20 protein-coding genes and 1 pseudogene are annotated in these 25,440 nt (G+C 69.7%); 6 read left to right on the forward strand and 15 right to left on the reverse strand.

All coding sequences use genetic code 11. The features are described from left to right. Positions 1–140: 140 nt before the first annotated feature. From G6034_RS19950 to ald, 3 genes are all read right to left on the reverse strand, one after another. Complete coding sequence (locus G6034_RS19950; protein ID WP_246296181.1) at positions 141–290, reverse strand: dihydrofolate reductase family protein; 150 nt, start codon at positions 288–290, stop codon at positions 141–143. A 170-nt stretch (positions 291–460) separates the two neighbouring features. Continuing rightward, positions 461–1,252, reverse strand: a complete 792-nt coding sequence (locus G6034_RS16630) for an alpha/beta fold hydrolase (protein ID WP_176636229.1) — start codon at positions 1,250–1,252, stop codon at positions 461–463. A 94-nt stretch (positions 1,253–1,346) separates the two neighbouring features. After that, the gene (ald, locus tag G6034_RS16635; protein WP_176636230.1) at positions 1,347–2,459 is read right to left on the reverse strand and encodes an alanine dehydrogenase; all 1,113 of its coding nucleotides are present in this window, start codon (positions 2,457–2,459) and stop codon (positions 1,347–1,349) included. A 219-nt stretch (positions 2,460–2,678) separates the two neighbouring features. Here ald and G6034_RS16640 point away from each other — a divergent pair, with 219 nt between their 5' ends. Continuing rightward, positions 2,679–3,896: a PucR family transcriptional regulator gene (locus G6034_RS16640; protein ID WP_176636231.1), complete on the forward strand. Its 1,218-nt coding sequence runs from the start codon at positions 2,679–2,681 to the stop codon at positions 3,894–3,896. Between the two features lie 176 nt (positions 3,897–4,072). Here G6034_RS16640 and G6034_RS16645 read toward each other — a convergent pair. The 10 genes and pseudogenes from G6034_RS16645 to G6034_RS16690 form a co-directional block, all read right to left on the reverse strand. After that, a pseudogene (locus G6034_RS16645) lies at positions 4,073–4,369 on the reverse strand (biotin/lipoyl-containing protein); the annotation flags it as partial. Next, positions 4,362–5,771: an allantoinase AllB gene (gene allB, locus G6034_RS16650; RefSeq protein ID WP_176636232.1), complete on the reverse strand. Its 1,410-nt coding sequence runs from the start codon at positions 5,769–5,771 to the stop codon at positions 4,362–4,364. The gene allB and the pseudogene G6034_RS16645, both read right to left, overlap by 8 nt. After that, complete coding sequence (locus G6034_RS16655) at positions 5,764–6,918, reverse strand: glycerate kinase (protein WP_176636233.1); 1,155 nt, start codon at positions 6,916–6,918, stop codon at positions 5,764–5,766. Before G6034_RS16655 ends, allB begins: the two co-directional genes overlap by 8 nt. A 9-nt stretch (positions 6,919–6,927) precedes the next feature. Next, positions 6,928–8,706, reverse strand: coding sequence for a glyoxylate carboligase (gcl, locus tag G6034_RS16660; RefSeq protein WP_176636234.1), 1,779 nt, complete (start codon positions 8,704–8,706; stop codon positions 6,928–6,930). A gap of 140 nt (positions 8,707–8,846) precedes the next feature. After that, entirely contained in the window at positions 8,847–9,725 is an 879-nt protein-coding gene (locus G6034_RS16665; RefSeq protein ID WP_176636235.1) for a 2-hydroxy-3-oxopropionate reductase, read from the reverse strand. Between the two features lie 29 nt (positions 9,726–9,754). Beyond that, positions 9,755–10,546, reverse strand: a complete 792-nt coding sequence (locus tag G6034_RS16670; protein ID WP_176636236.1) for a hydroxypyruvate isomerase family protein — start codon at positions 10,544–10,546, stop codon at positions 9,755–9,757. Positions 10,547–10,829: 283 nt separating this feature from the next. Continuing rightward, positions 10,830–11,642, reverse strand: coding sequence for a bifunctional allantoicase/(S)-ureidoglycine aminohydrolase (locus tag G6034_RS16675; protein WP_176636237.1), 813 nt, complete (start codon positions 11,640–11,642; stop codon positions 10,830–10,832). A gap of 10 nt (positions 11,643–11,652) precedes the next feature. Continuing rightward, entirely contained in the window at positions 11,653–12,921 is a 1,269-nt protein-coding gene (locus G6034_RS16680) for a DUF6986 family protein (protein WP_176636238.1), read from the reverse strand. After that, on the reverse strand, positions 12,918–14,546 hold the full coding sequence (gene aceB / locus G6034_RS16685; RefSeq protein ID WP_176636239.1) for a malate synthase A: 1,629 nt from the start codon (positions 14,544–14,546) through the stop codon (positions 12,918–12,920). The genes G6034_RS16680 and aceB overlap by 4 nt, the downstream gene beginning before the upstream one ends. Next, the gene (locus G6034_RS16690; protein ID WP_176636240.1) at positions 14,543–15,946 is read right to left on the reverse strand and encodes an NAD-dependent malic enzyme; all 1,404 of its coding nucleotides are present in this window, start codon (positions 15,944–15,946) and stop codon (positions 14,543–14,545) included. Before G6034_RS16690 ends, aceB begins: the two co-directional genes overlap by 4 nt. A gap of 212 nt (positions 15,947–16,158) precedes the next feature. Here G6034_RS16690 and G6034_RS16695 point away from each other — a divergent pair, with 212 nt between their 5' ends. Continuing rightward, positions 16,159–16,914, forward strand: coding sequence for an IclR family transcriptional regulator (locus tag G6034_RS16695; RefSeq protein WP_176636241.1), 756 nt, complete (start codon positions 16,159–16,161; stop codon positions 16,912–16,914). Positions 16,915–16,927: 13 nt separating this feature from the next. Here the strand turns inward: G6034_RS16695 and G6034_RS16700 are convergent, their stop codons facing one another. Continuing rightward, the gene (locus G6034_RS16700) at positions 16,928–18,295 is read right to left on the reverse strand and encodes an 8-oxoguanine deaminase (protein WP_176636242.1); all 1,368 of its coding nucleotides are present in this window, start codon (positions 18,293–18,295) and stop codon (positions 16,928–16,930) included. A gap of 387 nt (positions 18,296–18,682) precedes the next feature. Here G6034_RS16700 and G6034_RS16705 point away from each other — a divergent pair, with 387 nt between their 5' ends. The 4 genes from G6034_RS16705 (at position 18,683) to G6034_RS16720 (ending at position 24,521) form a co-directional block, all read left to right on the forward strand. Continuing rightward, positions 18,683–19,168, forward strand: coding sequence for a nucleoside deaminase (locus tag G6034_RS16705; RefSeq protein ID WP_176636243.1), 486 nt, complete (start codon positions 18,683–18,685; stop codon positions 19,166–19,168). A gap of 15 nt (positions 19,169–19,183) precedes the next feature. Then, positions 19,184–20,701: an NCS2 family permease gene (locus G6034_RS16710; protein WP_176636244.1), complete on the forward strand. Its 1,518-nt coding sequence runs from the start codon at positions 19,184–19,186 to the stop codon at positions 20,699–20,701. A gap of 73 nt (positions 20,702–20,774) precedes the next feature. Next, positions 20,775–21,665 carry an FAD binding domain-containing protein gene (locus G6034_RS16715; RefSeq protein WP_176636245.1) on the forward strand — a complete coding sequence of 297 codons (891 nt, stop codon included), beginning with the start codon at positions 20,775–20,777 and terminating at the stop codon, positions 21,663–21,665. Between the two features lie 3 nt (positions 21,666–21,668). Beyond that, positions 21,669–24,521 carry a molybdopterin-dependent oxidoreductase gene (locus tag G6034_RS16720; protein ID WP_176636246.1) on the forward strand — a complete coding sequence of 951 codons (2,853 nt, stop codon included), beginning with the start codon at positions 21,669–21,671 and terminating at the stop codon, positions 24,519–24,521. Positions 24,522–24,610: 89 nt separating this feature from the next. Here the strand turns inward: G6034_RS16720 and nboR are convergent, their stop codons facing one another. After that, a complete protein-coding gene (gene nboR, locus G6034_RS16725; RefSeq protein ID WP_176636247.1) occupies positions 24,611–25,273 on the reverse strand; it encodes a nicotine blue oxidoreductase in 663 nt (220 codons plus the stop codon). Between the last annotated feature and the right edge of the window lie 167 nt (positions 25,274–25,440).

Here is a 25,440-nt window from a genome sequence, read left to right on the forward strand (position 1 = left end):
GTGGAAGCGGACCGGAGGGACCGCATAAAACCAGCGTAGGCGGGCCGCTTCGGCAGCCACAGGGCGGTGGCCCAAGATGCGCACAAGAGCAACGTCATTGCGCCGCGGTCACGGCGCAGCGCCACACGGTCACTGGCCGATCACGGGCGCCAGCCGGCCCCGAACACCACCGGGACAAGGTGGAGCCGCGGCTCATCGATCATGCCGGCCGCCAGGTGGTGGTTGATGGTTTGGGCCCCGCCACTAATCGGGACATCGCGTTCCCCGGCTGCGGCGCGAGCCAATTCCATGGCCGCAGCCGGGCTGTCGCCGACGAAAGAAAATGTGGTGCCGCGGGTCCTCGCCCCACCAGCCGCGCCACGGACCTTTCACCGTGGCGTCCCAGGTTCCCCGGGGGCCGCGGACCGGGCCAAACATGTTCCGGCCGATGATGACAGCGGGACATCACAGCTGACCAGGCTCATGGCAGGCTTCGCAGGAATTCGGCGATCCGGTTGGCCATCACGTCCGGTTCCCAGCTGTGGTTGGCGGCAGGGATGGTGGCCATGCTCCCGTGCGGGACGTTGGCGGCGATGGACTCGGCGGCCAGGGGCATGATGGGCAGCGTCTGCTCGCCCACCACGGCCAGCGTCGGTGCCGTGATGGCGGACCACAACTGCGCGCGGGGCGCCGACTGGGTCCAGGCCAGGGACTCCGTGTCCGGCTCCAGGGACGGGCCCATGGCCGTCATGACGGGCCATCCCGGGCTCTTCCGGGCGCCCTCCAGCCATTCAGGCGGCATGTCCTTCATGTAGTACGCAATGACGTCGTCCCCGATCCCGGCCGCCAGCTTTTCGCGCAGCCCCACCAGGTTAGCGGCGCTGTCGGTGCCCTGTTCCGCCCCCAGCGGCACCTCCCAGAGAACCAGGGCGGAGACGGGCAGGCCCGCGGCAGCGGCGGCGAGGCAGATGGATCCACCCGAGGAACTGCCAAAGAGCGCCGCGGGTGCCCCTGCCGCATCGATGAGCGCGCGGAGGTCGTCGATGGTGTCCGCCAGCGTGAACGACGGCGCCTGGGCGCTTTCGCCGCGGCCCCGCCGGTCGTAGTTGACCACAGTGAAGCCCTGGGCGGCCAGCATCGTGGCCATGGCGACAGTGTTTGGGTCGAAGCCGCGGAACTGCATGGCCCCGCCCACCAGGATGACGGGCGGGCCCGACCCTTCAACGGTGTAGGCGATCCGGGTGCCGTCGCGCGAGGTGGCAAAGCTGCTCATGGGGGACTCCTTAAAGGTCTCTGGACGGCACGCTACGCGGGTGCGTGCGTGCCGTCCAGAGTTTCCTGCCCGGACGTCCTGGCTGCGAGGAGTCCTAGACCAGCTGGTGCCAGTCCTCCGCAAGGGGCAGGCCGTGGGCGGTGGAGACCGAGTGGTGGGCCACCTGGCCGCCCGCCACGTTCAGCCCGGCGGCCAGTGCGGGGTCCGCGTCCAGGGCCGCGGCGACGCCGAGGTTGGCCAGCGCCACGGCGTAGCGGAGCGTGACGTTGGTCAGCGCATACGTGGACGTGTTCGGCACCGCGCCCGGCATGTTGGCCACGCAGTAGAAGATGGAGTTGTGCACCTTGAACGTGGGGTTTTCATGCGTGGTGGGGTGCGTGTCCTCGAAGCAGCCGCCCTGGTCCACGGCGATGTCCACCAGCACGGAACCGGGCTTCATCTTCGCCACGAGCTCATTGGTGACCAGCTTCGGCGCCTTGGCCCCCGGGATCAGCACCGAGCCGATCACCAGGTCCGCCTGCACCAGGCAGCGCTCGATTTCCAGCGCGTTGGAGGCCACGGTCTTCAGGCGGCCCTGGTAGTGGTCGTCCAGCTGGTGCAGGCGATCGATGTTGATGTCCAGGATGGTCACGTCGGCGCCGGCGCCGATGGCCATGGCCGCGGCGTTGGTGCCGGACACGCCTGCCCCCAGGATCACCACGTTGGCCGGCCGGACGCCGGGCACGCCGCCGAGCAGGATGCCCTTGCCGCCGGCCGGGGCGGTCATGCACTGGGCGCCCACCTGCACGGAGAGGCGCCCGGCCACCTCGGACATGGGGGCCAGCAGCGGCAGTGCGCGGCCCTGCTGGACTGTCTCATAGGCGATGGCGGTGACGCCGCTGTCCATGAGCGCGCGGGTCAGCTCCGGCTCCGCGGCGAGGTGCAGGTAGGTGAACAGGACCAGGCCCTTGCGGAAGTGCGGGTACTCAATGCTGATGGGTTCCTTGACCTTGACCACCATGTCCGCCCGGCCCCAGACCTCCGCCGCATCGCTGACAAGTTCCGCGCCCGCGCCCTCGTATTCGGCGTCCTCGATGCCCGAACCCTGGCCGGCACCCCTCTCCACCAGGACAGTGTGGCCGTGCCGGGTGAACTCGTGCACGCCGGAGGCCGTCATGGCCACGCGGAACTCGTTGTTTTTGATTTCCTTGGGGACGCCGATAATCATGGTTTTTCCTTTTGGTCTGGTGGCCGCTGCGGTCAAATCCACCACGGCCTGGTACCTCCAAGACTAGGTCCGGTTTGTGGACTGGCTCACGGGACCGCGGCCTTCCGTCCGTCCGCCACCGCGCCATTCCGGGTATTTTCCAGTCATGGTCTCGACAAGTGTCGAATGTGGCCGGTCCAAGTGTCGCCCGTTGTCTGTTTTGGGCCGTACGCTGGATCCATGCGGAACCAGGAGATCGAAGAGCTGGTGGAGCGGCTCGCCGTCGAACTGGGCCGCGGGCTCTCACTGGAGGACCTGGACGGTCTGCTGCTGGCCTACAGCTCAAACCAGTCGCACGCGGACAGGGTGCGGGTGAACTTCCTGCTCAGCAAGCGGGTCCCGGCCGACGTCAGCACCTGGCAGCTCTCCCACGGCATTGCCGCCGCGGTCCGCCCCGTGGTGGTGCCCGCCAATACGGAGCTGGGCATGTTGGGGCGCGTCTGTGTGCCGCTGCTGGTCCGCGGTTTCCGCGTGGGATACCTCTGGGTCCAGCAGGACGCCCAGGAGCAAAGCGCGACGGCGATCCTCGCCCAGCTGCCCCAGGTCCGGGACTCGCTGGACCTCCTCGCCACGCTGCTCCTCGACTCGAACACCGCCGAATCAAGCCAGCGCCGGGCCCGCGAGCAGCAGTTTCTCGCCGCCGCGGACGGCGACAGGCATGCCATTGACGTCATTGCCGAATGGCCGGAGATCCGCCAGCGCGGGCCGTGGCAGGCGGCCACGATATATGCCACGCCCGGCATGGACACCGGCCCGCGGGCGGTGCGGGACCCCCTGGCCGCGGCCCTGGTCAACCGCAGCGCCGGCCTCCAGGCGACGGTGGGCATTGACGACGCGCTGTTTACGGCCGGGCTGGGCAGCCATGCCGTGATGCTGTTCCGTGCCACGCGGGGCCGCACGGCGCATGCCGCCGTCCTCGGGCGCTACGAGGGCGAGCTGGCGAAGCGGACGGGAGTCCCGGCGTCGAACGTGGTCATGGGCATCGGGGAGCCGTTCGGCTCGCTGCGCGCGCTGCCGGCGGCGTACCGGGAGTCGCGGATTGCGGCACAGGCGGCCGCCGTGGACCCCGTGCTGGGGTCGATCCTCGACGTGCGCGGGGCCGGGGTGTATGAGGTCCTGGCGGGCGGCGCGGCCGACCCGGAGGACAGCGTGTTTTACCGCCTGGTCAGGGACAGGCCGGACGCCGTCGAGCTGTTCCCCGTCTTGGAGCTGCTGTACGACAACGACGGCGCCGTCGCCGGGATTGCGGAGCGGCTCCACCTGCACCGCTCCACCGTCTACAACAGGATCGCGCGGGTGCGCGGGATCATCGGCGCCGACCCCCTGGCAGGACGGGTCCGCCTCGAGCTGCACCTCGCGCTGAAGGCGGCGCGCTGGGCAGCCCGCCCGCGGATCTAGGGAAACTGTGCTGCACTTGTTGCCGAAAATCGCGCCGGAAACAGCAACAGGTGCGTCACAGTCTGCGGGCCAGGGTGCGAAGGCGGCGGCCTCGTCACACCCCGCGTTGAGCACCGGGTGCTCCTTCAGGGCCGCCGCCACGGCCACCGCGATGAACGGCAGGAATGTCGGCTTTACGCCGGGGCGGGGCTTGGTCCCGCCGTCCCGGCCTGCACGGTGGCAGGGACGGCCGGGACAGCGGTGGTTTGGGGTGCCGGCACCTGGTCGATCCCTGCAGTCGCGTCCTCGCGGACCAGGATGCTTTCCAGGATGCCGGCAAAGGGGGACGGCAGTGCGGTGTCGACCTTGTCGGTGGAGACTTCCACAAGCGGCTCGTCCAGGTCAATGGTGTCGACCACGGCCTTCAGCCAGCGGGTGACCGTGCCCTCGGTGACGCTTTCGCCCAGGGCGGGCGGCGGCACCAGCTCAGGCACGGGTCTCCTTTGTCTGGACAAGCTCGGCAGGCTCGACCGCCGGGACCACGGCGTGGCGCAGCAGCTTGCCCGTCGGGGTGACGCCGTCGATCTCGGCGCCGGCCAGGAAGGTGCGCCGGACCACCCCGGTCAGGGATGCGCCGTCGTACGGGGTGATGGGGTTCTTGTGCTTGAGCCGGGTCACGTCCACCACCTGCGCCTCGTCGGCGGCGAAGATGGAGAAGTCGGCGTCGGCGCCCACGGCCAGGCGGCCCTTGGACGCCAGCCCCACCAGCGCGGCGGGCGCGGAGGACATCCAGCCGACCACCTTTTCCAGCGGGATGCCGCGCTTGCGGGCCTCGGTCCAGATGAGCGGCAGGCCCAGCTGGAGCGAGGACACCCCGCCCCATGCCACGGCGAAGTCGCCGTTGTCCAGATCCTTCAGGTCCAGGGTGCTGGGGGAGTGGTCGGAGACGATGCAGTCGATGGTGCCGTCCTCCAGGCCCTGCCACAGCTGCTCGCGGTTGCCGGCCTCGCGGATGGGCGGGCAGCACTTGTAGGCGGTGGCGCCGTCGGGCACGTCCTCGGCCTGCAGGGTCAGGTAGTGCGGGCAGGTCTCCACGGTGATCCGCACGCCCTCGGCCTTGGCGGCGGCGATCAGCGGCAGGGCCTCGGCGGAGGACAGGTGCAGGATGTGGGCGCGGGCCCCGGTGCGCCGGGCCGCGTCAATGACCCGGGCAATGGCCGCGTTCTCCGCGGCGCGCGGACGGGAGGCCAGGAAGTCCGAGTAGTGGCGGCCGGGCACGGGCGTGATCTGCTCGATGGTCCGGGAGTCCTCGGCGTGCACAATGAGCAGCGAGCCGAAGGAACCGATCTCCGCGAGGTCCTTTTCCATCTCCTCGGCCTCCAGGTGCGGGAACTCGTCCACGCCGGAGTGGATGAGGAAGCACTTGAAGCCAAACACGCCCTCTTCGTGCAGGGGGCGGAGGTCGGAAGTGTTGCCCGGGATGGCCCCGCCCCAGAATCCGACGTTGACAAACGCCTGCCCCGCGGCAGCCTCGCGCTTAAGCTCAAGATGGGGGACCGTCGTCGTCGGCGGGATGCTGTTCAGCGGCATGTCCACCACGGTGGTGACACCGCCGGCGGCCGCGGCGCGGGTGGCGGAGGCGAAGCCCTCCCAGTCGGTGCGGCCGGGTTCGTTGATGTGGACGTGGCTGTCCACCAGGCCGGGCAGCAGGGTTTCATCCGCGGCCAGCTCGATGGTTTCACGGCCCGCCAGGCCCGTGCCGAGGGGCTCGACGGCGGCAATCACTCCGGCGTTGATGCCCACCTCGTGCGCGGCGGTGCCGCCCGGGGTGAGCACTCGCGCGCCGCGGATGACGAGGTCAAAGGTTGTTGATTCAGACGGGGTTGATTCAGACAAGGGAGGTCTCCTCTTCCAGGGCCGCGGCCAGTTCCATTCCAATGGTTGCACCGATCCGCTTCAGGAGCTCCCCCGCGTGGCTCATGCAGCGGGAGGCATCGGGTTCAAGATCGGTCAGGGCAAACGTCCGGTCAAAGCCGGCGCCGCGCAGTGTCGGTTCGTTCAGGGTGGTGCGGCCGCAGACGGCAAGCGTCCGCACGCCCGCCAGGTGTGCCGCCGCGGCAACGCCCACGGGTGCCTTGCCGCGCAGGCTCTGGTGGTCCAGGCTGCCCTCGCCGGTGACCACGACGGCGGCGCCCGGCAGCCGCTGCGCCAGTGAGGTGAGTTCCATGACGACGTCGATGCCCGGCCGGCGGGTTGCGTTCAACACGGCCAGGGCCGCGTAGCCGGTGCCTCCGGCGGCCCCGGCGCCGGGGTGGTCGCTGGCATCGACCGAGTGCATGCCCAGCTCATTGGACAGCACCCGGAAGTACCGTTCCAGGGCGTTTTCCAGCTGGTCCACCTGGGCGCTGCTCGCGCCCTTTTGGGGTCCAAACACGGCGGCCGTGCCGTCGGGGCCCAGCAGCGGGTTGTCCACGTCGCTGGCCAGCGTGAACCGCGTGCCGGCCAGCCGGGGGTCAAGGGTTTCCAGCACGATCCGCGACACGGCGGCAAGGGCGGCGCCACCGCGCGGAATGGGTCGGTCCTTCGCGTCGAGCAGCTTCGCGCCGAGGGCAGCCAGCATGCCGGCGCCGCCGTCGGTGCAGGCGCTGCCGCCCACGCCGAGGACAATCTCGGTGCAGCCAGCGTGCAGCGCCGCCGTCACCAGCTGGCCCGTGCCAAAACTGGACGCCGTGAGCGGTACCAAGGTGCCGCCGTCGAGCACGTGGAGCCCGGAGGCGGCCGCCATCTCGATGACGGCGGTGGTGCCCCTGACCGCGAGATCCGCGTCAACCGGGCCGCCCGTGGGTCCCTCGACCGTGGCCGTGACCCGGGTGAACCCGGCGGCGACGGCGGCATCGACGGTGCCCTCGCCGCCGTCGCCCAGCGGGACCAGCTCGAGCTCCAGTGCCGGGTTCGCCGACCGCAGGCCCGCGGCCAGGTGCCGGGCCACCTCGGGAGCGGACAGGGACCCCTTGAACTTGTCCGGGGCCAGGATGACGCGCATGGCAGCTGCCTAACCCTGCAGGGCCAGGATGGCGGTGGGGGCGTCGGCGGAGGATTCGGCCAGGCCCTCGAACTCGGTCATGTTGTCCAGCTCGGAGCCCATGGAAATGTTGGTCACGCGCTCCAGGATGGCCTCGACAATCACGGGAACCTGGAATTCCTCCATCAGTTCCTGCGCCCTGGCGAAGGCGGCCGGGAATTCCTCGGGGCGCTCCACGCGGATGGCCTTGCAGCCCAGGCCCTCGGCCACCTTGACGTGGTCCACGCCGTAGCCGTTGGTTTCCGGGGAGTTGGTGTTCTCAAAGGCCAGCGACACCTCGAAGTCCATGTCGAAGCCGCGCTGGGACTGGCGGATCAGGCCCAGGTAGGAGTTGTTGACCACCACGTGGATGTACGGCAGCTTGAACTGCGCGCCCACGGCCAGTTCCTCGATCATGAACTGGAAGTCGTAGTCGCCCGAGAGCGCCACCACCTTCTGGCCGGGCTTGCCGCGGACCACGCCCAGGGCGGCGGGGACGGTCCAGCCCAGCGGGCCGGCCTGCCCGGCGTTGATCCAGCGGCGCGGGCCAAAGACGTGCAGCATCTGGGCGCCGGCAATCTGGGACAGGCCGATCGTGGAGACGTAGGTGGTGTCCTCGCCGAAGGCCGTGTTCATCTCCTCGTACACGCGCTGCGGTTTCAGCGGCACGTTGTCGAAGTGCGTCTTGCGCTGCATGGTGCCCTTGCGGGCAGTGCATTCGGCTGCCCACCCCGTGTAGTCCGGCGCCGTGCCGGCGGCCTTGCGTTCGCGGGCCACCTCCAGCAGGATGTCCAGGGCGGCCCCGGCGTCGGAGGCGATGCCCAGGTCGGGGGTGAAGACGCGGCCGATCTGGGTCGGGTCGATGTCCACGTGGATGAAGGTGCGGCCCTTCCGGTACGTGTCCAGGCCGCCGGTGTGGCGGTTCGCCCAGCGGTTGCCGATGCCGATGACGGCGTCGGAGGCCAGGAAGGAGGCGTTCCCGTAGCGGTGCGAGGTCTGGATGCCCACCATGCCGGCCATCAGGGGGTGGCTGTCCGGGATGGCGCCCCACGCCATCAGGGTGGGGATGACCGGGATGGACAGCAGCTCGGCCAGTTCCACCAGCTTCTCCGACGCGCCGGCGTTGATGATGCCGCCGCCGGCCACGATCAGGGGGTGACTGCCGGCGAACAGCATGTCCAGGGCCCTTTCGGCCTGCTTCCGCGTGGCCTTCGGCTTGGCGGCCTCCAGCGGCTCGTACAGGTCGATGTCAAACTCGATCTCGGCCATTTGGACGTCGAACGGCAGGTCCAGCAGCACGGGGCCCGGACGTCCCGAGCGCATCAGCCCGAACGCCTTCTGGAACGCGCCGGGCACCTGGCCGGGCTCCTTGACGGTCATGGACATCTTGGTGACGGGCGCCGCGATGGTCTCGATGTCCACGGCCTGGAAGTCTTCCTTGTGCAGCTTGGCCAGGGGGGCCTGGCCGGTGATGCACAGGATCGGCACGGAGTCGGCCCAGCTGGCGTACAGCCCGGTGATCATGTCGGTCCCGGCCGGGCCGGAGGTGCCCAGACAGACGCCGATGTTGCCGTCGGCGGCACGGGAGTAGCCGTCGGCCATGTGCGAGGCACCCTCGACGTGGCGGGCCAGCGTGTGGCGGATGCCGCCGTGGGCCTTCATGGCCGAGTACAGCGGGTTGATGGCGGCGCCGGGCAGTCCGAACGTCTCGGTGGCGCCTTCCTTTTCCAGAATTGCGACGATCGCGTCAACTGCGCGCATCTTGGTCATGGTGTGCTCCTTGGGAGAAAGATTTGGGGTGGTTTTGGGTGTGTTGCAGGCGCCGGCGCCGCTTTGTGGCGGACGACGCCGGTTCCTGCACTGGGTGCCTGGTGCGGCAGTTGGCCGGGCGGCTGGGTGTGGTTCGGCGGCTATTGGCGGCCGGAGGTGGCCAGGGCCTGCTTGAAGAGGCCCGAGTGGTCCAGGCCGCCGTCGCCCTGGGCAACCATGGCGGTCACCAGCTGGGCCACGGCCGCGCCGAGTGGGACGGCGACGCCGGCTTCGCGGGCAGCGGCGGTGACGATGCCGAGGTCCTTGTTGTGCAGGGCCAGGCGGAAACCGGGGTCGAAGTTGCGGTCAAGCATCTTCTGCCCCTTCTGGTCCAGGACCTTGGAGCCGGCAAGCCCGCCGCCGAGGACCTTGAGGGCGGCGTCAGTGTCCACGCCGTAGGCCTCGAGGAAGACGATGGCTTCGGAGAGTGCCTGGATGTTGACGGCCACGATCAGCTGGTTCGCCGCCTTGACTGTCTGGCCCGAACCGGAGGGGCCCACATGGACAATGGTCCTGCCCACGGCGCTTAGTACGTCAGCGGCGTCCGCGAAGTCCCCGGCGTCGCCGCCGACCATGATGGAGAGGACCCCGTCGATGGCGCCCTGCTCCCCGCCGGAAACGGGTGCGTCGAGCGGGCGGATGCCGGCGGCCGCCGCGTCCCCGGCGAGGCGCTTGGCCACGTCCGGGCGGATGCTGCTGGCGTCAATCCACAGGGTTCCCTTGCGGGCGTTGGCGAAGACGCCGGCGTCGCCGCCGACCACCGCCTCGACGTCGGGGGAGTCCGGCACCATGGTGATGACGGCGTCGGCGTCCTTGACGGCGTCGGCAATGCTGGTGGCGGCGCGGCCTCCGGCGGCAGCGAGCTTGTCGGTGGCGGCCTGGCTGCGATTGTAGCCGGCGACCGTGAATCCGGCGTTGACGAGGTTGACCGCCATGGGCAGGCCCATGATCCCGAGGCCGATGACTGCGATGTTCTTCATGAGGGGTCCTTAGGGGAAAGTGTGGGGGATTAGTTGCTGGCGGCGGGTTCGCGGATGGCCCAGGTGAAGGCGTCCGCTGCGGCGGCCTTGTATTCAAGCCCGATGGGGCCGGCGTATCCGAGTTCGCGGCTGCGGGTGATCCACTCGCCGAGGGGGAGCGTGCCGGTGCCGGGGGCGCCGCGGCCGGGGTTGTCGGCGATCTGGATGTGGCCGAAGTCCTTGGCGTGGCTTTCAATGACGGCGGCGACGTCGTCGCCGTTGACAGCCAGGTGGTAGAAGTCGGCCAGCAGCTTGATGTTCTCCGCGCCGGTCGTGGCGATGACCTCCAGCGCGTCCTGCGCGGTCTTCAGCGGATAGGCGGGGGTGCCGGAGACCGGCTCCAGCAGCACGGTGCCGCCGATCGTGGCGACTCCCGCGGCGGCCGCGCGCAGGTTCTCCAGTGCCGCCTCGTCCTGCGCCTCGGGGGACTGGCCGTTCTGGCGGTTGCCGTAGAGGGCGTTGAAGCCCTTGCATCCCAGGCGGCCGCCGATCCCGGCGACAACGTCGATGTTGTCCCTGAATTCCTGCTCGCGGCCGATCCAGGAGACCAGGCCGCGGTCGCCTGCCGGCATGTCGCCGGCGCTGAAGTTCAGGCCCGTGAGCTGGACGCCGGCGTCGGTGATGGCGCGCTCAAAGGCGGCGACCTCGGCGTCGGCGGGGACGGAGGCGGCAAAGGGCCACCAGAACTCCACGGCGTCGAAGCCGGCGGCCTTGGCCGCGGCGGGGCGCTCCAGCAGGGGCAGCTCGGTGAGGAGGATGGAGCAGTTCACTGTGTACGTCATCGTGGGGTCCTTCCGCGGAACGTCGGCGTTCCGTTGTCTTGGTCGACTCTTCCCTCAGATTTTCATCTTGTGGAATTTAGATTCTGCTTTATGAAAAGTTTAGGCAATGTGGGGAGTGTAGTCAAGGGGCTGCGCACCTTGGATGTGGCCCACGGCATCATCCGCCGGGGCGAACGGGACGGCGACGTCTGACCCCTGAAATCAAAAATGCCGCCGCTCCCGCAAAATGCCACCGGTCTGGCGGCGGCAATTTGCGGGAGCGGCGGCAAAAACCACGGAACCCCTATGTCAGCTTGACCTGGCGGTTCATGTCCTTGTACAGCAGGTAGCGGAACTCGCCGGGGCCGCCGGCGTAGCAGGCCTGCGGGCAGAAGGCGCGCAGCCACATGAAGTCGCCGGCCTCCACCTCAACCCAGTCGTTGTTGAGCAGGTACATGGCCTTGCCCTCCAACACGTACAGGCCGTGCTCCATGACGTGGGTCTCCGGAAACGGGATGACCCCACCCGGCTGGAACGAAACGATGTTCACCTGCATGTCGTGGGCCAGGTCGGAGGAATCCGTGAAGCGGGTGGTCTTCCAGGCGCCGTCGGTGTCGGGCATCGCGGTGGGTTCCACCTCGGCGTCGCTCGTGACGAAGGACTTGGCCTCGTAGCCCTCAAGCCGCTCGTAGGCCTTGCGGATCCACTGGAAGGTGACGACGCCGTCGGAGACGTTCTCCAGGCCCCACGCGTCCCCGGCCGCCAGGTAGGCGTAGCCGCCCTCCTCCAGCTGGTGCAGCTCGCCCCCAAGGGTCAGGTTGACCCTGCCCTGGGTGACAAAGATGACGCCCTCGACGCCGGACTCGAACTCGGCGCGCGGTGCCCCGCCACCAGGGCCGATCTCCACGATCAGCTGCGAGAAGGTGGTGGCGAAGCCGGAGATCGGACGGGCGATGATCCAGGACCGGGTGTTGGTGAACCCGGGCAGGTTGCTCGTGACGATGTCCGTCATGACGCCCTTGGGGATGACCGTGTAGGCCTCCGTGACAATGGCGCGCTCCGTGGTGAGGTGCGTCTGCGGCGGCAGGCCGCCTTGGGGGGAGTAGTACTTGCCCATCAATGGCTCCTTAGTGGGAAATGGGTGCGAGCCGCGGGTGGGCCAGCCGGGTCAGTTGGGTTTGGTCCAGGCCCGTGGACGCGCGGACCTCATCCGCGCCGACGGCGCCGCAGACCAGCCCGCGCAGGACGAAGTTGGCCAGGGCGCGGGCCGTGGCGGGCTCGTCCATGACGGCACCTTCGGTGCGCGAGACGTAGTTGGCGAGCCGGGCCGCCGCCGACGGCAGGCCCTGGCGGTAGAACGCGTAGGTGGCCAGGAAGCGGCTGGGCAGGTGTGCCGGGTGCATGTCCCAGCCCTGGTAGTAGCCGCGTTCCAGCGAGCGGCGGACCAGCCGGCCGTGCAGCCGCCAGGCGTCCTCCGTGCCGTCGCCCAGGGGGATGACGTTGCTGGAGCCGTCCGAGAGCCGGATGCCGGTGCCGGCCACGGCCAGCTGCATCACTTCCTTGGCGAAGTCCGCCGCGGGGTGCTCCATGGACTGGTACTGCGCCGCGATTTCCAGCGACGCGCTGTAGTCGTAGGTGCCGTAGTGCAGGGCGCTGATCCGCCCGGGGACGGCATGCGCCAGCCGGGCCACGGGCGAGGTGCCGTCCGCGCCGAGGATCAGCTGGGGCGTTTCCACCTGCACCTCGAAGCGGAGCCTGCCGGCGGGCAGCGAGTGTGCGGCCTCGAGACGGCCGACGGCGAAGTCCATCGCCTTGACCTGGTCCACCGTGGTCACCTTGGGCAGCGTCAGCACCAGTCCGTCGGGCAATTCGCCGGCTTCGGCCAGGGTCGAGACAAACAGGTCCAGGGTGCGGAGTCCGCGGGCCCGGGTGGCCGCCTCAAGGCTCTTGATACGGATGCCGATGAACGGCGGGGCGGTGCCGGCGGCAACAGCGGCGGCGACGGCCTTGCCGGCCGCAACGGCGTCGGCGTCCTCCGCCTCGTCGCCGCGGTTGCCGTAGCCGTCCTCAAAGTCCAGACGCAGGTCCTCGATGGGTTCCGCCGCCAGTTTTGCCGCTACCCGCGGGGCCACCCCGGCGGCCAGTGCGCCGTCCTGGCCCAGCAGGGCGCCCAGGCGTTCCAGCCCGCCATGGGCCTCGGCCGCGGCCTGGGCCTGCCGGCCCCAGCCGGCCGCGAGGTCCGGGGTGAACCGGTCGGCCGGGACGTAGACGGTGTGCACGGGTTGGCGGGAGCCGTCGTCGCCCGGGTAGTTGCGGTCCAGCAGCCGGTCCGTGGCCTGCAGTGAGGCGTCTATTTGTGCCAGGTCGCCCGCCGAGAGGGACCGGGCCGGGCTCATGAGCCGGCCGCCAGTTCGTAGGCGGGGACGGTCAGGAAGTCCGTGAAGTCCTCCGACAGGCAGATGTCCGCGATGAGGTCGCTGGCGGGCTTGTAGTACTTGGCGAAGGCGTCGTCGCCCACCTCGCCGTGCAGCTTGGCGGTCTCCTCGGCCAGGATCGCCGTGACGAGTTCGCGGGTGACGGTCCTGCCCGAATCGGCGAGGGTGACGGCGTTGTGGATCTGCTGCCACACCTGGGAACGGGAGATTTCCGCCGTGGCGGCGTCCTCCATGAGGTTGTGGATGGCCACGGCGCCGCTGCCGGAGAGCCAGACGGCCGTGTAGGCGACGGCCACGTAGAGGTTCAGGCGCAGCCCTTCCTCGGTGACTGTGCCCTTGGTGGAGGCGATGTCCAACAGCTGGGCAGCCGTGACGGAGACCTCGGGGCGCTGCTTGTCCAGCTGGTTGGGGCGCTCGCCGAGGACGGCGTCGAACACCTCCTGGCAGACGGGGACCAGGTCGGGGTGGGCCACCCACGAGCCGTCGAAGCCGTCGTTGGCCTCGCGGGTCTTGTCCGCGCGGACCTTCTCGAACGCGGCCGCCGTGACCTCGGGCTCGCGCCGGTTGGGGATGACGGCGGCCATGCCGCCCATGGCGAAGGCGCCGCGGCGGTGGCACGTCTTCACCAGCAGCTCGGTGTAGGCGCGCATGAACGGCGCGGTCATGGTGATCTGGCCGCGGTCCGGCAGGACGAAGGCGGCGCCGGCGTCGCGGAAGTACTTGATGATGCTGAACAGGTAGTCCCAGCGTCCGGCGTTCAGGCCCGAGGCGTGGTCGCGCAGTTCGTAGAGGATCTCGTCCATTTCAAAGGCGGCCGGGATGGTCTCGATGAGCACGGTGGCCCGGACGGTGCCCTGCGGGATGCCGAGGTAGTCCTGGGCAAACACAAAGACGTCGTTCCAGAGCCGGGCCTCGAGGTGGCTTTCCATCTTGGGCAGGTAGTAGTACGGACCCTGGCCGTTGGCGAGCAGCAGCGTGGCCGTGTGGAAGAAGTGCAGGCCAAAGTCCACCAGCGCGCCCGAGGCGGGTTCGCCGTCGACCAGCACGTGGCTTTCCTCCAGGTGCCAGCCGCGCGGGCGGGCCACGACCACGGACAGCGGGGCATCCGTGCGGAGGCGGTACTCCTTGCCTTCGGGCGAGGTGTACGCGAGCGTGCCGAGCGCGGCGTCGCGCAGGTTCAGGACGGCGTCCACCACGTTGGCCCAGAGCGGGGTGCTGGCATCCTCGAGGTCGGCCAGCCACACCTTCGCGCCGGAGTTGAGGGCGTTGATGGCCATCTTGGCGGGTGACGCCGGACCGGTCATCTCCACGCGGCGGTCCGCCAGGGCTGCTGGGGCCGGGGCCACCTTCCAGTCACCGGCACGAACGTCCGCGGTTTCCGGCAGGAAGTCCAGGCCGCCCGTGGCGGCGACGTGCCCGCGCTTGGCGGTGCGCTCGGCCAGGCGGTCCTTGCGGGCCGGGTTGAAGCGGCGGTTCAGCTCGGCGACGAACGCCAGGGCTTCCGGAGTCAGGATTTCGCCGGCGCGGGGGATGGGTGTGGTGTCGGTGACGGCAACCGATGCTGTGGGCAGGGAGATTTCGGTCATGACTGCGTCCTTTCGTTCGATGTTCCTGCCGCGGCAGCCACGGCGGAGGCGACGTCGCCGGCCACATGCGGGTCGAAGACGCTGGGGATGATGTAGCTGGCGTTCAGTTCGGATGCGTCCACGCGGTTGGCGATGGCGGAGGCCGCTGCGACCAGCATATCGTCGGTGATGTCGGCCACGCCGGCATCGAGGAGCCCGCGGAAGAACCCCGGAAAGGCGAGGACGTTGTTGATCTGGTTGGGGAAGTCGCTGCGGCCCGTGGCCACGACGGCCGCGTGCCTGGCGGCGATGACCGGGTCCACCTCGGGGGTCGGATTCGCCATGGCGAACACGATGGCGTCCGGGGCCATGGCGGCCACCTGCTCCTCGCCGATGACGTTGGGACCGCTGACGCCGATGAAGACGTCGGCCCCCGTCATGGCCTCGTGCAGGGTGCCGTCGAAGTTGTCGGGGTTGGTGTTCTCGGCCAGCCAGGCGCGGTGCGCGTCCCTGTGTTCCTCGTTGCGGTGGATGGCGCCGTTGCGCCCGCACGCCACAATGTTGGTGGCGCCCTGGGCGATGAGCAGCTGGATGATGGCGTTGCCTGCCGCGCCGACGCCGGCCACCACGATCTTGACGTCGCCGATCTTCTTCTCCACCACCTTCAGCGCGTTGGTGAGCGCGGCCAGGGTCACGATGGCGGTGCCGTGCTGGTCGTCGTGGAAGACCGGGATGTCCAGTTCCTCGCGGAGGCGCCTTTCAATCTCGAAGCAGCGCGGCGCGGCGATGTCCTCGAGGTTGACGCCGCCGTAGACGGGGGCGAGGGCCTTGACGATCATGATGATCTCCTCGGTGTCCTTCGTGTCGAGGCAGACCGGCCAGGCGTCGACATTGGCGAACTGCTTGAACAGTGCCGCCTTGCCTTCCATGACGGGCAGGGCCGCGGCGGGGCCGATGTCGCCGAGGCCCAGGACGGCGGTGCCGTCGGTGACGACGGCGATGGTGTTGCGCTTGACCGTCAGGTTGCGGGCCGCGGAGGGGTCCTCGGCGATCGCCATGCAGACGCGTGCGACGCCGGGCGTGTAGGCCCGCGAGAGGTCGTCGCGGTTGCGCAGGGCCACCTTGGGGACGACCTCAAGCTTGCCGCCCAGGTGCATCAGGAAGGTGCGGTCGGAAACGTGGAGGACGGAGACGCCGTCGAGCGCCTCAAGGGCGTCGCGGACACGGTCCGCGTGCGCGTCGTCCGTGGTGTTGGCGGTGATGTCCACGGTGATGCTGCCGTGGTGGGATTCGGTGACGTCCAGTGCGGTCACTGCGGCGCCCGCCGCGGCCGCCGCGGCGGCAAGTTCACTGGTGACCGTGAAGTTGGAGGGTGCGCTGACACGCAGGGTGATGGAGTTTCCGGGGCTGGGGTTCGCCATTGAATGTCCTTTGTGTGGGCCCGTGGGGCTGTCGGAATTAACCTTCGTTTTCGTATGATGGATATTATTATCTATCTAGTGAAAATACAAGCTCCGCCCACCGGTGGTTCCAAATCCCTCGGGGTGATGTATCTTTAGGAGTGAAACACAGTTTTCACGATGTGGATAAAAAGGTGGGGCCCACGCGTCCCACGCAACCGGGAGTGGTGGCAATGGCGGCAAAGGCAAATGGCGGCGTTCAGTCCGTCGAGCGGGTGTTTGAACTGCTCGAGCTCATCACCGACGCCGGCGGCGACGTGACGCTCAGCGAGCTCTCCGGCTCCACGGACCTGCCGCTGCCCACCATCCACCGGCTGCTGCGCACGCTCGTGTCCCTCGGGTACATCCGCCAGCTCCCCAACCGCCGCTACGCGCTGGGGCCGCGGCTCATCCGGCTGGGCGAGGGCGCCAACAGGCAGCTCGGCGCGCTGGCCCGCCCGCAGCTGAAGACGCTCGTGGACCGGCTGGGCGAGACAGCCAACATGGCCGTCCTGGAGTCGGACATGGTCATCTACATCGCCCAGGTCCCCTCGCCGCATTCCATGCGCATGTTCACGGAGGTGGGCCGCCGCGCCCACACCCACGACACCGGCGTCGGCAAGGCGCTCCTGGCCCAGCTGGACAACGACACCGTGCGCGGCATCATCGCCCGCCAGGGCATGCCCACGCCCACGCCCAAGAGCCTGGGCACCATCGAGGAACTGCTGGCAGACCTTGAGGTGATCCGCCAGCGCGGCTACTCCATTGACGAGGAGGAGCAGGAGCTCGGCGTCCGCTGCTTCGCCATGGCCGTGCCGCAGGCCCCCACCCCCACGGCCATCTCCGTCTCCGGCCCCGTCACCCGCGTCGACCAGGCGTTCGCCGACCGCGCGGTGCCCATGCTGGAGGCCGCCGCCGCCGTCATTTCGGCGGAGATGAACAGCAACTAGCCACCGCCGGGGATCAACCGCCGTTCACCAGCCTGCGGGCCGCGCGGCTGTGTTCGGCGATGAGCGTGCCCAGGTCAAGGCCCGGGATCTGCCCGTCCACCACGCGCCACTGCCCGCCCACCATGACCCGGTCCGCCCGGTCGGCCCCGCACAGCAGCAGGGCCGCCACGGGGTCGTGGGAGCCTGAAAACCGCAGCTCGTCGAGCATGAACAGGGCCAGGTCTGCCTGGCGGCCGGGGGCAATCTCGCCCAGGCTGTCCCGCCCCAGCACCCGGGCCGAGCCGCGGGTGGCCCAGCCCAGCGCCCGCTCCACGCTGACGCCGGCGCCGTAGCGGAGCCGCTGCAGGTAGAGCGCCTGGCGGGCTTCCTGGATCATGTTGGACGCGTCGTTGGAGGCCGACCCGTCCACGCCAAGTCCTACCGGGACGCCGGCCGCCTCGAGTTCCAGGATGCGGGCCGTGCCGGACGCCAGCCTCATGTTCGACGTCGGACAGTGGGCCACGCCGGTGCCGGCGGCTCCCAGCCGGGTGATCTCGGCGTCGTCAAAGTGGATGCCGTGCCCCACCCACGTGCGGTCTGTCAGCCAGCCCACGCTCTCCAGGTAGTCCACGGTGCGCAGGCCAAAGCGCCCGCGGCAAAAGTCCTCCTCGTCAAGGGTCTCGGCCAGGTGCGTGTGCAGCCGCACGTCCAATTTTTCGGCCAGGGCGGCGCTCTCCGCCATGAGGTCGCGGGTGACGGAAAACGGTGAGCACGGCGCCAGCGCTATCTGGATGACGGCATCCTCGCCGCGTTCGTGGTAGGCGGCCACGAGCCGATCGCTGTCGGCCAGGATCACCTCCGGGTCCTGGACGGTCGATTGCGGCGGCAATCCGCCGTCGTCCTCGCCCAGGGACATGGAGCCCCGGGTGAGGGTGGCCCGCATGCCCAGTGCACGCACAACCTGGACCTGGATGTCGATGGCCTCCTCGAGGCCGCCGGGGAACAGGTAGTGGTGGTCGGCGGCCGTGGTGCACCCGGAGAGGAGCAGCTCGGCGAGGGCCGCCGTGGTGGCCAGTTCAAGGTCCCGGGGGGTCAGGCGCGCCCATACGGGGTACAGGTTCTTCAGCCACGGGAACAGCTCGGCATTGGCCACGGGCGCCCAGGCGCGGGTAAGTGTTTGGTAAAAGTGGTGGTGGGTGTTGACCAGGCCCGGCGTGATGACGTGCCGGCCGGCGTCGAACACCTCTTCGCACGGCACGGCGGGTGATTTGCCGGTGCCCACCACCTCGGCGATGGTGCCGCCGGAAATGACCACCCCGCCGCCGGCGTCGAGGTCATTGGCGGTAAAGGCGGCGAGCGGGTTCTTCAGCCACAGGCGCTGCTTGGCGTGGGCTTGATTCACGGTGTGGATCCTTGCGGTTGGAGGGGGCGTCCCGCTGTCGGCCAACAAAAAAAGCCGGCACCTTGCGGGTGCCAGCTCAGTGTTGGCCTGTCTGCTGATCCAGGCGGGCCGACGTGGCGGCCCGGTTTCAACCTAGGCGACGGCCGGACGGGATGTCAACGGCCCGCCGATTTCATGATGCGATAACGAGTTTCCAAAAAACTGTTGCCTGTCTCACATCCGGGTGTTAGTGTCTTCATCAAGTCTATGGCGGGCGCCCCTCGAAGGGCCGCTATCTACCGGGCGTATCTTGAATCCCCAACCAAGTGCACACCGGTACATGGAGGCCCCCGGGCCTCCCGCAAGGACCTGAACAACCGGGTGCTCACAAGTGACAAGGAAGTCACCATGAATACCAGTCATAGCGGCCAGGACCACCTGGCCCGGGCAGTGGAGTTGGCTGTGGCCAACGTCCTGGACCACGGCGGGCCATTCGGCGCCGTCATCGTCACGGCGGACGGGCGGGCCTTTGAGGGCATCAACCGCGTCACGGCCAACAACGACCCCACCGCGCACGCCGAGGTCACCGCCATCAGGAGTGCCTGCACGGCGCTCGGCACCTTCGACCTCTCCGGCGCCACCCTCTACACCAGTTGCGAGCCCTGCCCCATGTGCCTGGCCTCGGCCCTCTGGGCCCGCGTGGACAGGGTGTTCTACGCCGCCGACCGGCACGACGCCGCCAGGGCAGGCTTCGACGACGCCGTCTTCTACGACTACTTCGACACCCCCGTGGAGCAGCGGCCCATGCCCGTGCGGCAGCTGGCGCCCGGCGCCAGCGACCCCTTGGCCCCGTTCACCACGTGGACGGGCCTCGCCACCCGGATTGACTATTAGGGCGGGGATCCTCACATGTCACTCTTGAACAAGACCGGGCAAGATGGGGCCGGCAAGGAAACTGTGAAACCCGAAGGCTCCGCCCAGGCGGCGCCCCGGCGCGGACTCTGGCACTCCATTGACCGCTACTTTGAAATCACGGCGCGCGGCTCCAACGTCCTGCGCGAATTCCGCGGCGGCCTGGCCACGTTCTTCGCCATGTGCTACATCGTGGTCCTCAACCCGCTGATCCTCAGCTCGGCGGACGGCTCCGGCCACACGCTGGGCATACCGCAGGTGGCGGCCGTGACCGCCGTCGTGGCCGGCGTGACCACCATTGTGATGGGGGCCTGGGCCAAGTACCCCTTTGCGCTCGCCGCCGGGCTGGGCGTGAACGCCTTCGTCTCGGCCACCATCGCCACCACCAGGAACCTGACCTGGCCGGAGGTCATGGGACTGGTGCTCATTGCCGGGATCGTCATGTTCGTGCTGGTCATCTCCGGACTGCGGGAGGCCGTGATGCGGGCCGTCCCGGCCGGGCTGAAGACCGCCATCGTGGTGGGGATCGGCCTGTTCATCGCCATCATCGGGCTCGTGAACGCCGGGTTTGTCCGCCGCATCCCGGACGCCGCGCACACCACGGTGCCGGTGCAGCTGGGCCAGGACGGGAAGCTGCTGGGCTGGCCCACGCTCGTGTTTGTGTTCGGTCTGGTGCTGACCATCATCCTGGTGGTGCGCAAGGTCAAGGGCGGGATCCTGATCGGCATCGTCGCCTCCACGCTCTTTGCCATGGCAATCCAGCTCTTCACCCACACGGCCTCGAGCCAGGGCGACCCTTCCGGCTGGTCCCTCATGGTCCCGGCCGTACCCGGCACGTTCTTTTCCCTCCCGGACCTGTCCCTGATCGGCAGGGTGGACCTCTTTGGCGCCTTCGCCCACCTGGGGCTCATGTCCGCCCTGCTGCTGACCTTCACCATCCTGCTCAGCGTATTTTTTGACGCCATGGGCACCATGACCGGGCTGGCCAGCGAGGCGGGCCTGGTGGATGAGAACAACAACATGAAGAACGCGAACCGGGTGCTGCTGGTCGACGCGGCGGGCTCCATGGCCGGCGGGTTCGGCTCCGTTTCCGCCAATGAGATCTTTGTCGAGTCGGCGGCCGGCATAGCGGAGGGCGCACGCACCGGTCTGGCCAGCCTGGTCACGGGCGGTCTGTTCCTGCTGGCGGCGTTCTTTGCGCCCCTCGTGGCAATCTTCCCGTTCGAGGCCGTGGCGCCCGCCCTGGTGATCGTCGGATTCATGATGGCCTCGCAGGTCCGCAAGGTCGACTGGAGCGACTACGGGATCGCCATCCCCGCATTCCTGACCTTCATCCTGATGCCGTTCACATACTCGATCGCCAACGGCCTGGGCGCCGGGTTCATCGCCTACGTGATCATCCGGGTGGTCCAGGGCAGGGGCCGCGAGATCCATGCGCTGATGTGGGGCGTGGCCGCCGCCTTTGTGGTGTACTTCGGCATCGGTCCCATCCAGCAGCTCCTCGGGATCCACTAGCCGGCGCCGGGCCGGGTCCCGCGGGGCCCGGCCCTACATCCGCACAAACCGTCCATCCACCCAGGAGGTTCCCATGGACATGAACACCATCGAGGCAGTGGTTCCCACAACGGACCCCGCCGCCTGGCGTCCCGGGGACGCCTGGCTGGCCGGCGGCACCGTGCTGTTTTCCTACGGCAGCACCACGCTGCGCCGCCTGTTGGACCTGACGGAGGCCGGCTGGGAACCCGTCACCGTCACCCCCGACGGCATCGAGCTGGCCGCCACGTGCAAGATCGCCGAGCTCTACGCCCTGCCGGACCGCCCCGGGGTGCCGGCCGGCTGGACGGGGCTGGAGCTGGTGCGGCCGTGCTGCGACTCGTTCGTGGCGTCATTCAAGATTTGGAACGCCTCCACGGTGGGCGGCAACATCTGCACGGCCCTGCCTGCCGGACCCATGACCTCGCTGTGCGCCGCCCTCGACGGCGTGGCCACGGTCCTGGAGCCCGGCGGCGGCAGCCGGCATGTCCCCGTGGCGGAGCTGGTGGTGGGCGACGCCCGCACCAGCCTGGCCCCGGGCGAACTCCTGCGCAGCATCCACCTGCCCGCGGCCGCCCTGGAATCCCGCGTGGCGTTCCGGCGGCTCTCGCTGAGCAACCTGGGCCGCTCCGGTGTCCTCGTGATCGGCCGCGCACCGCACGACGGCGGACTGGTCCTGACGGTGACCGCCTCCACCAGGCGCCCGGTCCAGCTGCGCTTCGCGGCCGCCGGCGCTGGCGGGTTGGGCGCTGCCGGGTTGGGTGCCGCGGGGTTGGGTGCCGCGGCCCTGCGCCGTGCCCTGGACGCCGCCATCCCCGTGGAGCTGTACCACGACGACATTCACGGCCTGCCGCAGTGGCGCCGCGACATGACCTACCGGCTGGCCGAGGAAATCCGGGCCGAACTGCTTGGCGCCTCGGCTCAAACCACCAGCGAAGGGGGCTGAACCATGGCCATGGACATCAACGGCACGCCGCACGCCAACGAGCCCCGGCCCGGGCAGTGCCTTCGCACCTTCCTGCGCGAGGAAGGCCTGCTGGGCGTCAAAAAAGGCTGCGACGGAGGCGACTGCGGCGCCTGCACGGTGCACGTGGACGGCACGCCGGTGCACAGCTGCATCTACCCGGCGGTCCGGGCCCAGGGAAAAGCCGTCACCACGGTCGAGGGCCTGGCCGACGGCGAAGGGCTGCATCCAATGCAGGAACAGTTCCTGGCCGCGCAGGGCTTCCAGTGCGGCTTCTGCACCGCCGGCATGCTCATGACGGCCGCCACCTTCGAGGACGCCCACAAGGAAGACCTCCCCCGGAACCTGAAGGGAAACCTGTGCCGCTGCACGGGCTACCGCGCCATCGGGGATGCGGTCCTGGGCGTGTCCACGGAGACAGGGTCTACGGCGGCGGCGGAGGCCTGCGGCCATGCGGCGGGCGACGGCACTTCTGCCGGCCGCCCCCTATCGGGCCAGGTGGGCGCCAACCAGGGCGCGCCCGCCGGACCCGCCGTGGTGACGGGCACCGCCCGCTACACGCTCGACGTCGACCCCGCCGACTATCCGGGGCTGCTGCACATGAAGCTGGTCCGCTCCCCGCACGCCCATGCGCGGATCACCTCCATAGACGCGTCGGCGGCCCTGCGGCTGCCCGGCGTGCATGCCGTGTTCACACACCTGGACTCCCCGCAGCAGCTGTTTTCCACGGCCCAGCATGAGCTGTACACGGACGACCCCGACGACACCCTGGTGCTGGATTCGGTGGTGCGCCACGTGGGCCAGCGCGTGGCCGCCGTGGTGGCAGATTCCGTCCAGGCGGCCGAGGCCGGCGTGCGCGCCGTGGTGGTCGGCTATGACGTGCTGCCCGCCGTTTTCGACCCCGAGGAGGCCCTGCTCCCCGGCGCCCCGGCCGTGCACGGTGACAAGGACGGTGCGGCCAGCCGCATTGGCGACCCCGCACGGAACATCGTCGCCGAGCTGCACTCCGAGCTCGGCGACGTTGCAGCGGGGCTGGCGGCGGCCGACGTCGTCCATCAGGAAAGCTACAGGACGCAGCGGGTGCAGCACACGGCGCTGGAGACCCACGCGTCGATCGCGCACCTGGACCGGGAGGGCCGGCTGCACGTGAGATCGTCCACGCAGACGCCGTTCCTGACCCGGCGCGCGCTGTGCCGCGTCTTTGGCCTGGCGGAGGAGGACGTGCGCGTGGTGGCGGGCCGGGTGGGCGGCGGCTTTGGCGGCAAGCAGGAAATGCTGACGGAGGACGTCGTGGCGCTCGCCGTCCTGGCGCTCAAGCGGCCGGTGCAGCTGGAATACACGCGCACGGAGCAGCTCACCGCGTCCACCACCCGGCACCCCTTCACCATCAGGCTGCGGGCCGGGGCGAGGCGGGACGGCACGCTGACGGCGCTGGCCGTGGACGTGGTGACCAACACCGGCGCGTACGGCAACCACGCCCCCGGCGTCATGTTCCACGGCTGCGGGGAGTCCCTGGCCGTGTACCAGTGCCCCAACAAGAAGGTGGACGCCCGGGCGGTCTACACGAACACGGTGCCCGCCGGCGCGTTCCGCGGGTACGGGCTGAGCCAGATGTTCTTTGCGGTGGAGTCGGCCATGGACGAGCTGGCAGCGGGCCTGGGCATGGATCCCATGGAGTTCCGGCGGCGCAACATGATCCGTGCCGGGAACCCCATGCTGTCGACCTCCCCCGAGCCCGAGGCGGACGTCCACTTTGGCAGCTACGGGCTGGACCAGTGCGTGGAGCTCGTGGCGGACGCCCTGCGGCGAGGGGCCGAGCGGTATCGCGAGGCCGGGCTCGGGGAGCTGGGGCCGGAGTGGGCCGTGGGGACGGGCACTGCGCTGTCCATGATTGACACCGTGCCGCCGCGCGGGCACTTTGCCCATTCCGTGCTGCAGCTGTTGGCCGACGGCACGTTCAGGGCCAGCGTGGGTACGGCCGAATTTGGCAACGGCACCACCACCGTGCACGCCCAACTGGCGGCGACGGCGCTCAACAGCCGGGCGGAACTGGTGGAGGTGCGCCAGTCGGACACGGCGCTGACGGAGCACGACACCGGCGCGTTCGGCTCCACCGGCACCGTGGTGGCCGGCAAGGCGACGCTGCTTGCCGCCCAGGACCTGGCCGCGGAGATCCTCAAGGTTGCCGCGGACGGGGCGGGGGCGGATGTTGCCGCGTGCCGCCTGGTGCCGGGGGCCGTGGACTGCGGCGGCGTGCTGCTGCCGCTTTCCCGCGTTTTTGCGCTGGCCGCCGCGGCCGGGCGCACGCTGCGGACGGAGGGGCGCTGGGGCGGCACGCCCCGCTCGGTGGCGTTCAACGTCCATGGCTTCCGCGTGGCCGTCAACACCGGCACGGGGGAGCTGCGGATCCTCCAAAGCGTGCAGGCGGCGGACGCCGGCGTGGTGGTCAACCCGCGGCAGTGCCGGGGACAGGTCGAGGGCGGCATTGCCCAGGCGCTGGGCGCCGCCCTCTATGAGGAGGTGCTGGTGGGGCCCGACGGCGCCGTGACGACGGACATCCTGCGCCAGTACCACATCCCCACCTTTGCTGACGTGCCGCGCAGCGAGGTCTATTTTGCCGTCACCCATGACGCCTTGGGGCCGCTGGGCGCCAAGTCGATGAGCGAGAGCCCGTTCAACCCGGTGGCGCCGGCGCTGGCCAACGCCATCCGCAATGCCACCGGCGTCCGGTTCACCCGGCTGCCGCTGGCCCGGGATGTCATCTACCTGGGGTTGAAGGCCGCAGCCGCTGCAGGGGCTGCCGCACCCCCGGTGCCCGTGCTGGAGCCGCGGCCATAGCGCGGCGCGATCGCGGTGAACCGGTGTCGGCAACGCAGCCTTCCGGCAACCTGGCACCCGGGCGCAGGCCAGGCAGGCAGGCTGGCAGCTTAGCTTTGCTTGCGGGCGTGATCGTGGACCGGCGAAGCCAGGTGGCCGTTTAGCAGGTGCAGGTCGGATTCGGTGTCCAGGTCGGCGCCGTCGAAAAGGTCGCCGCAGTCCACCAGGTCGATGAGCCCGGGGTGGGCGCGCAGGAAGTCCCGGGCCCCGGCGTCGCCCTTTGAGGCGGCAGCCGCCCTGGATGCCAGGGCCGGGTCGAAGATGATGGGGTGGCCGCGGTGCAGGCCGGGACTGTCCGGGGACAGGGCGCCGGACGGGTAGCCTGCGGCCGTGACCCGGCCCGGGCGGTGCGCGGCAATCAGCCGCGACACAAGCGCCGCCGTGACGCCGGGCTGGTCCACCAGGGCCACCAGCACGGTGTTGCCCGGCGAATTGCCCGCGGCCGCGGCCACGCCCAGGCGGAACGAGCCGCCCATGCCGGACGCCCAGTCCTCATTGGGCACCAGCCGGCAGCCGGCCAGGCCCGGAAGTGCGGCGACCTCCGCGGCCCCGGCACCCACCACCACCACAACGCCACTGCAGCCGCCGTCCCGCAGGACGGCGGCCGCATGCTCCACAAGTGTGCGGCCGCTGAAGGGCAGCAAGGCCTTGGGCCCGCGCCCCAGCCGGGTGCCGGCCCCCGCCGCCAGCAGGACCGCCGTCGTGTTCACCATGGCATCCAATCTATCCCCGCCCGCTCCGGGGTTTCGACGGGCCCAGCCACGGGGGAGGTGTTGGGGTTTAGCTGTCGCCTCCGGCGTTGCCGGTGGTGCCGGCGTTGACGTTGTTCAGGTCGTATTTTTCGGCGGCCTGGCGGGGTGTGCCGGGGTCGATCGTGCCT

Origin of the sequence: Arthrobacter wenxiniae (assembly GCF_013376105.1) — a bacterium.
Lineage (GTDB): Bacteria > Actinomycetota > Actinomycetes > Actinomycetales > Micrococcaceae > Specibacter > Specibacter wenxiniae.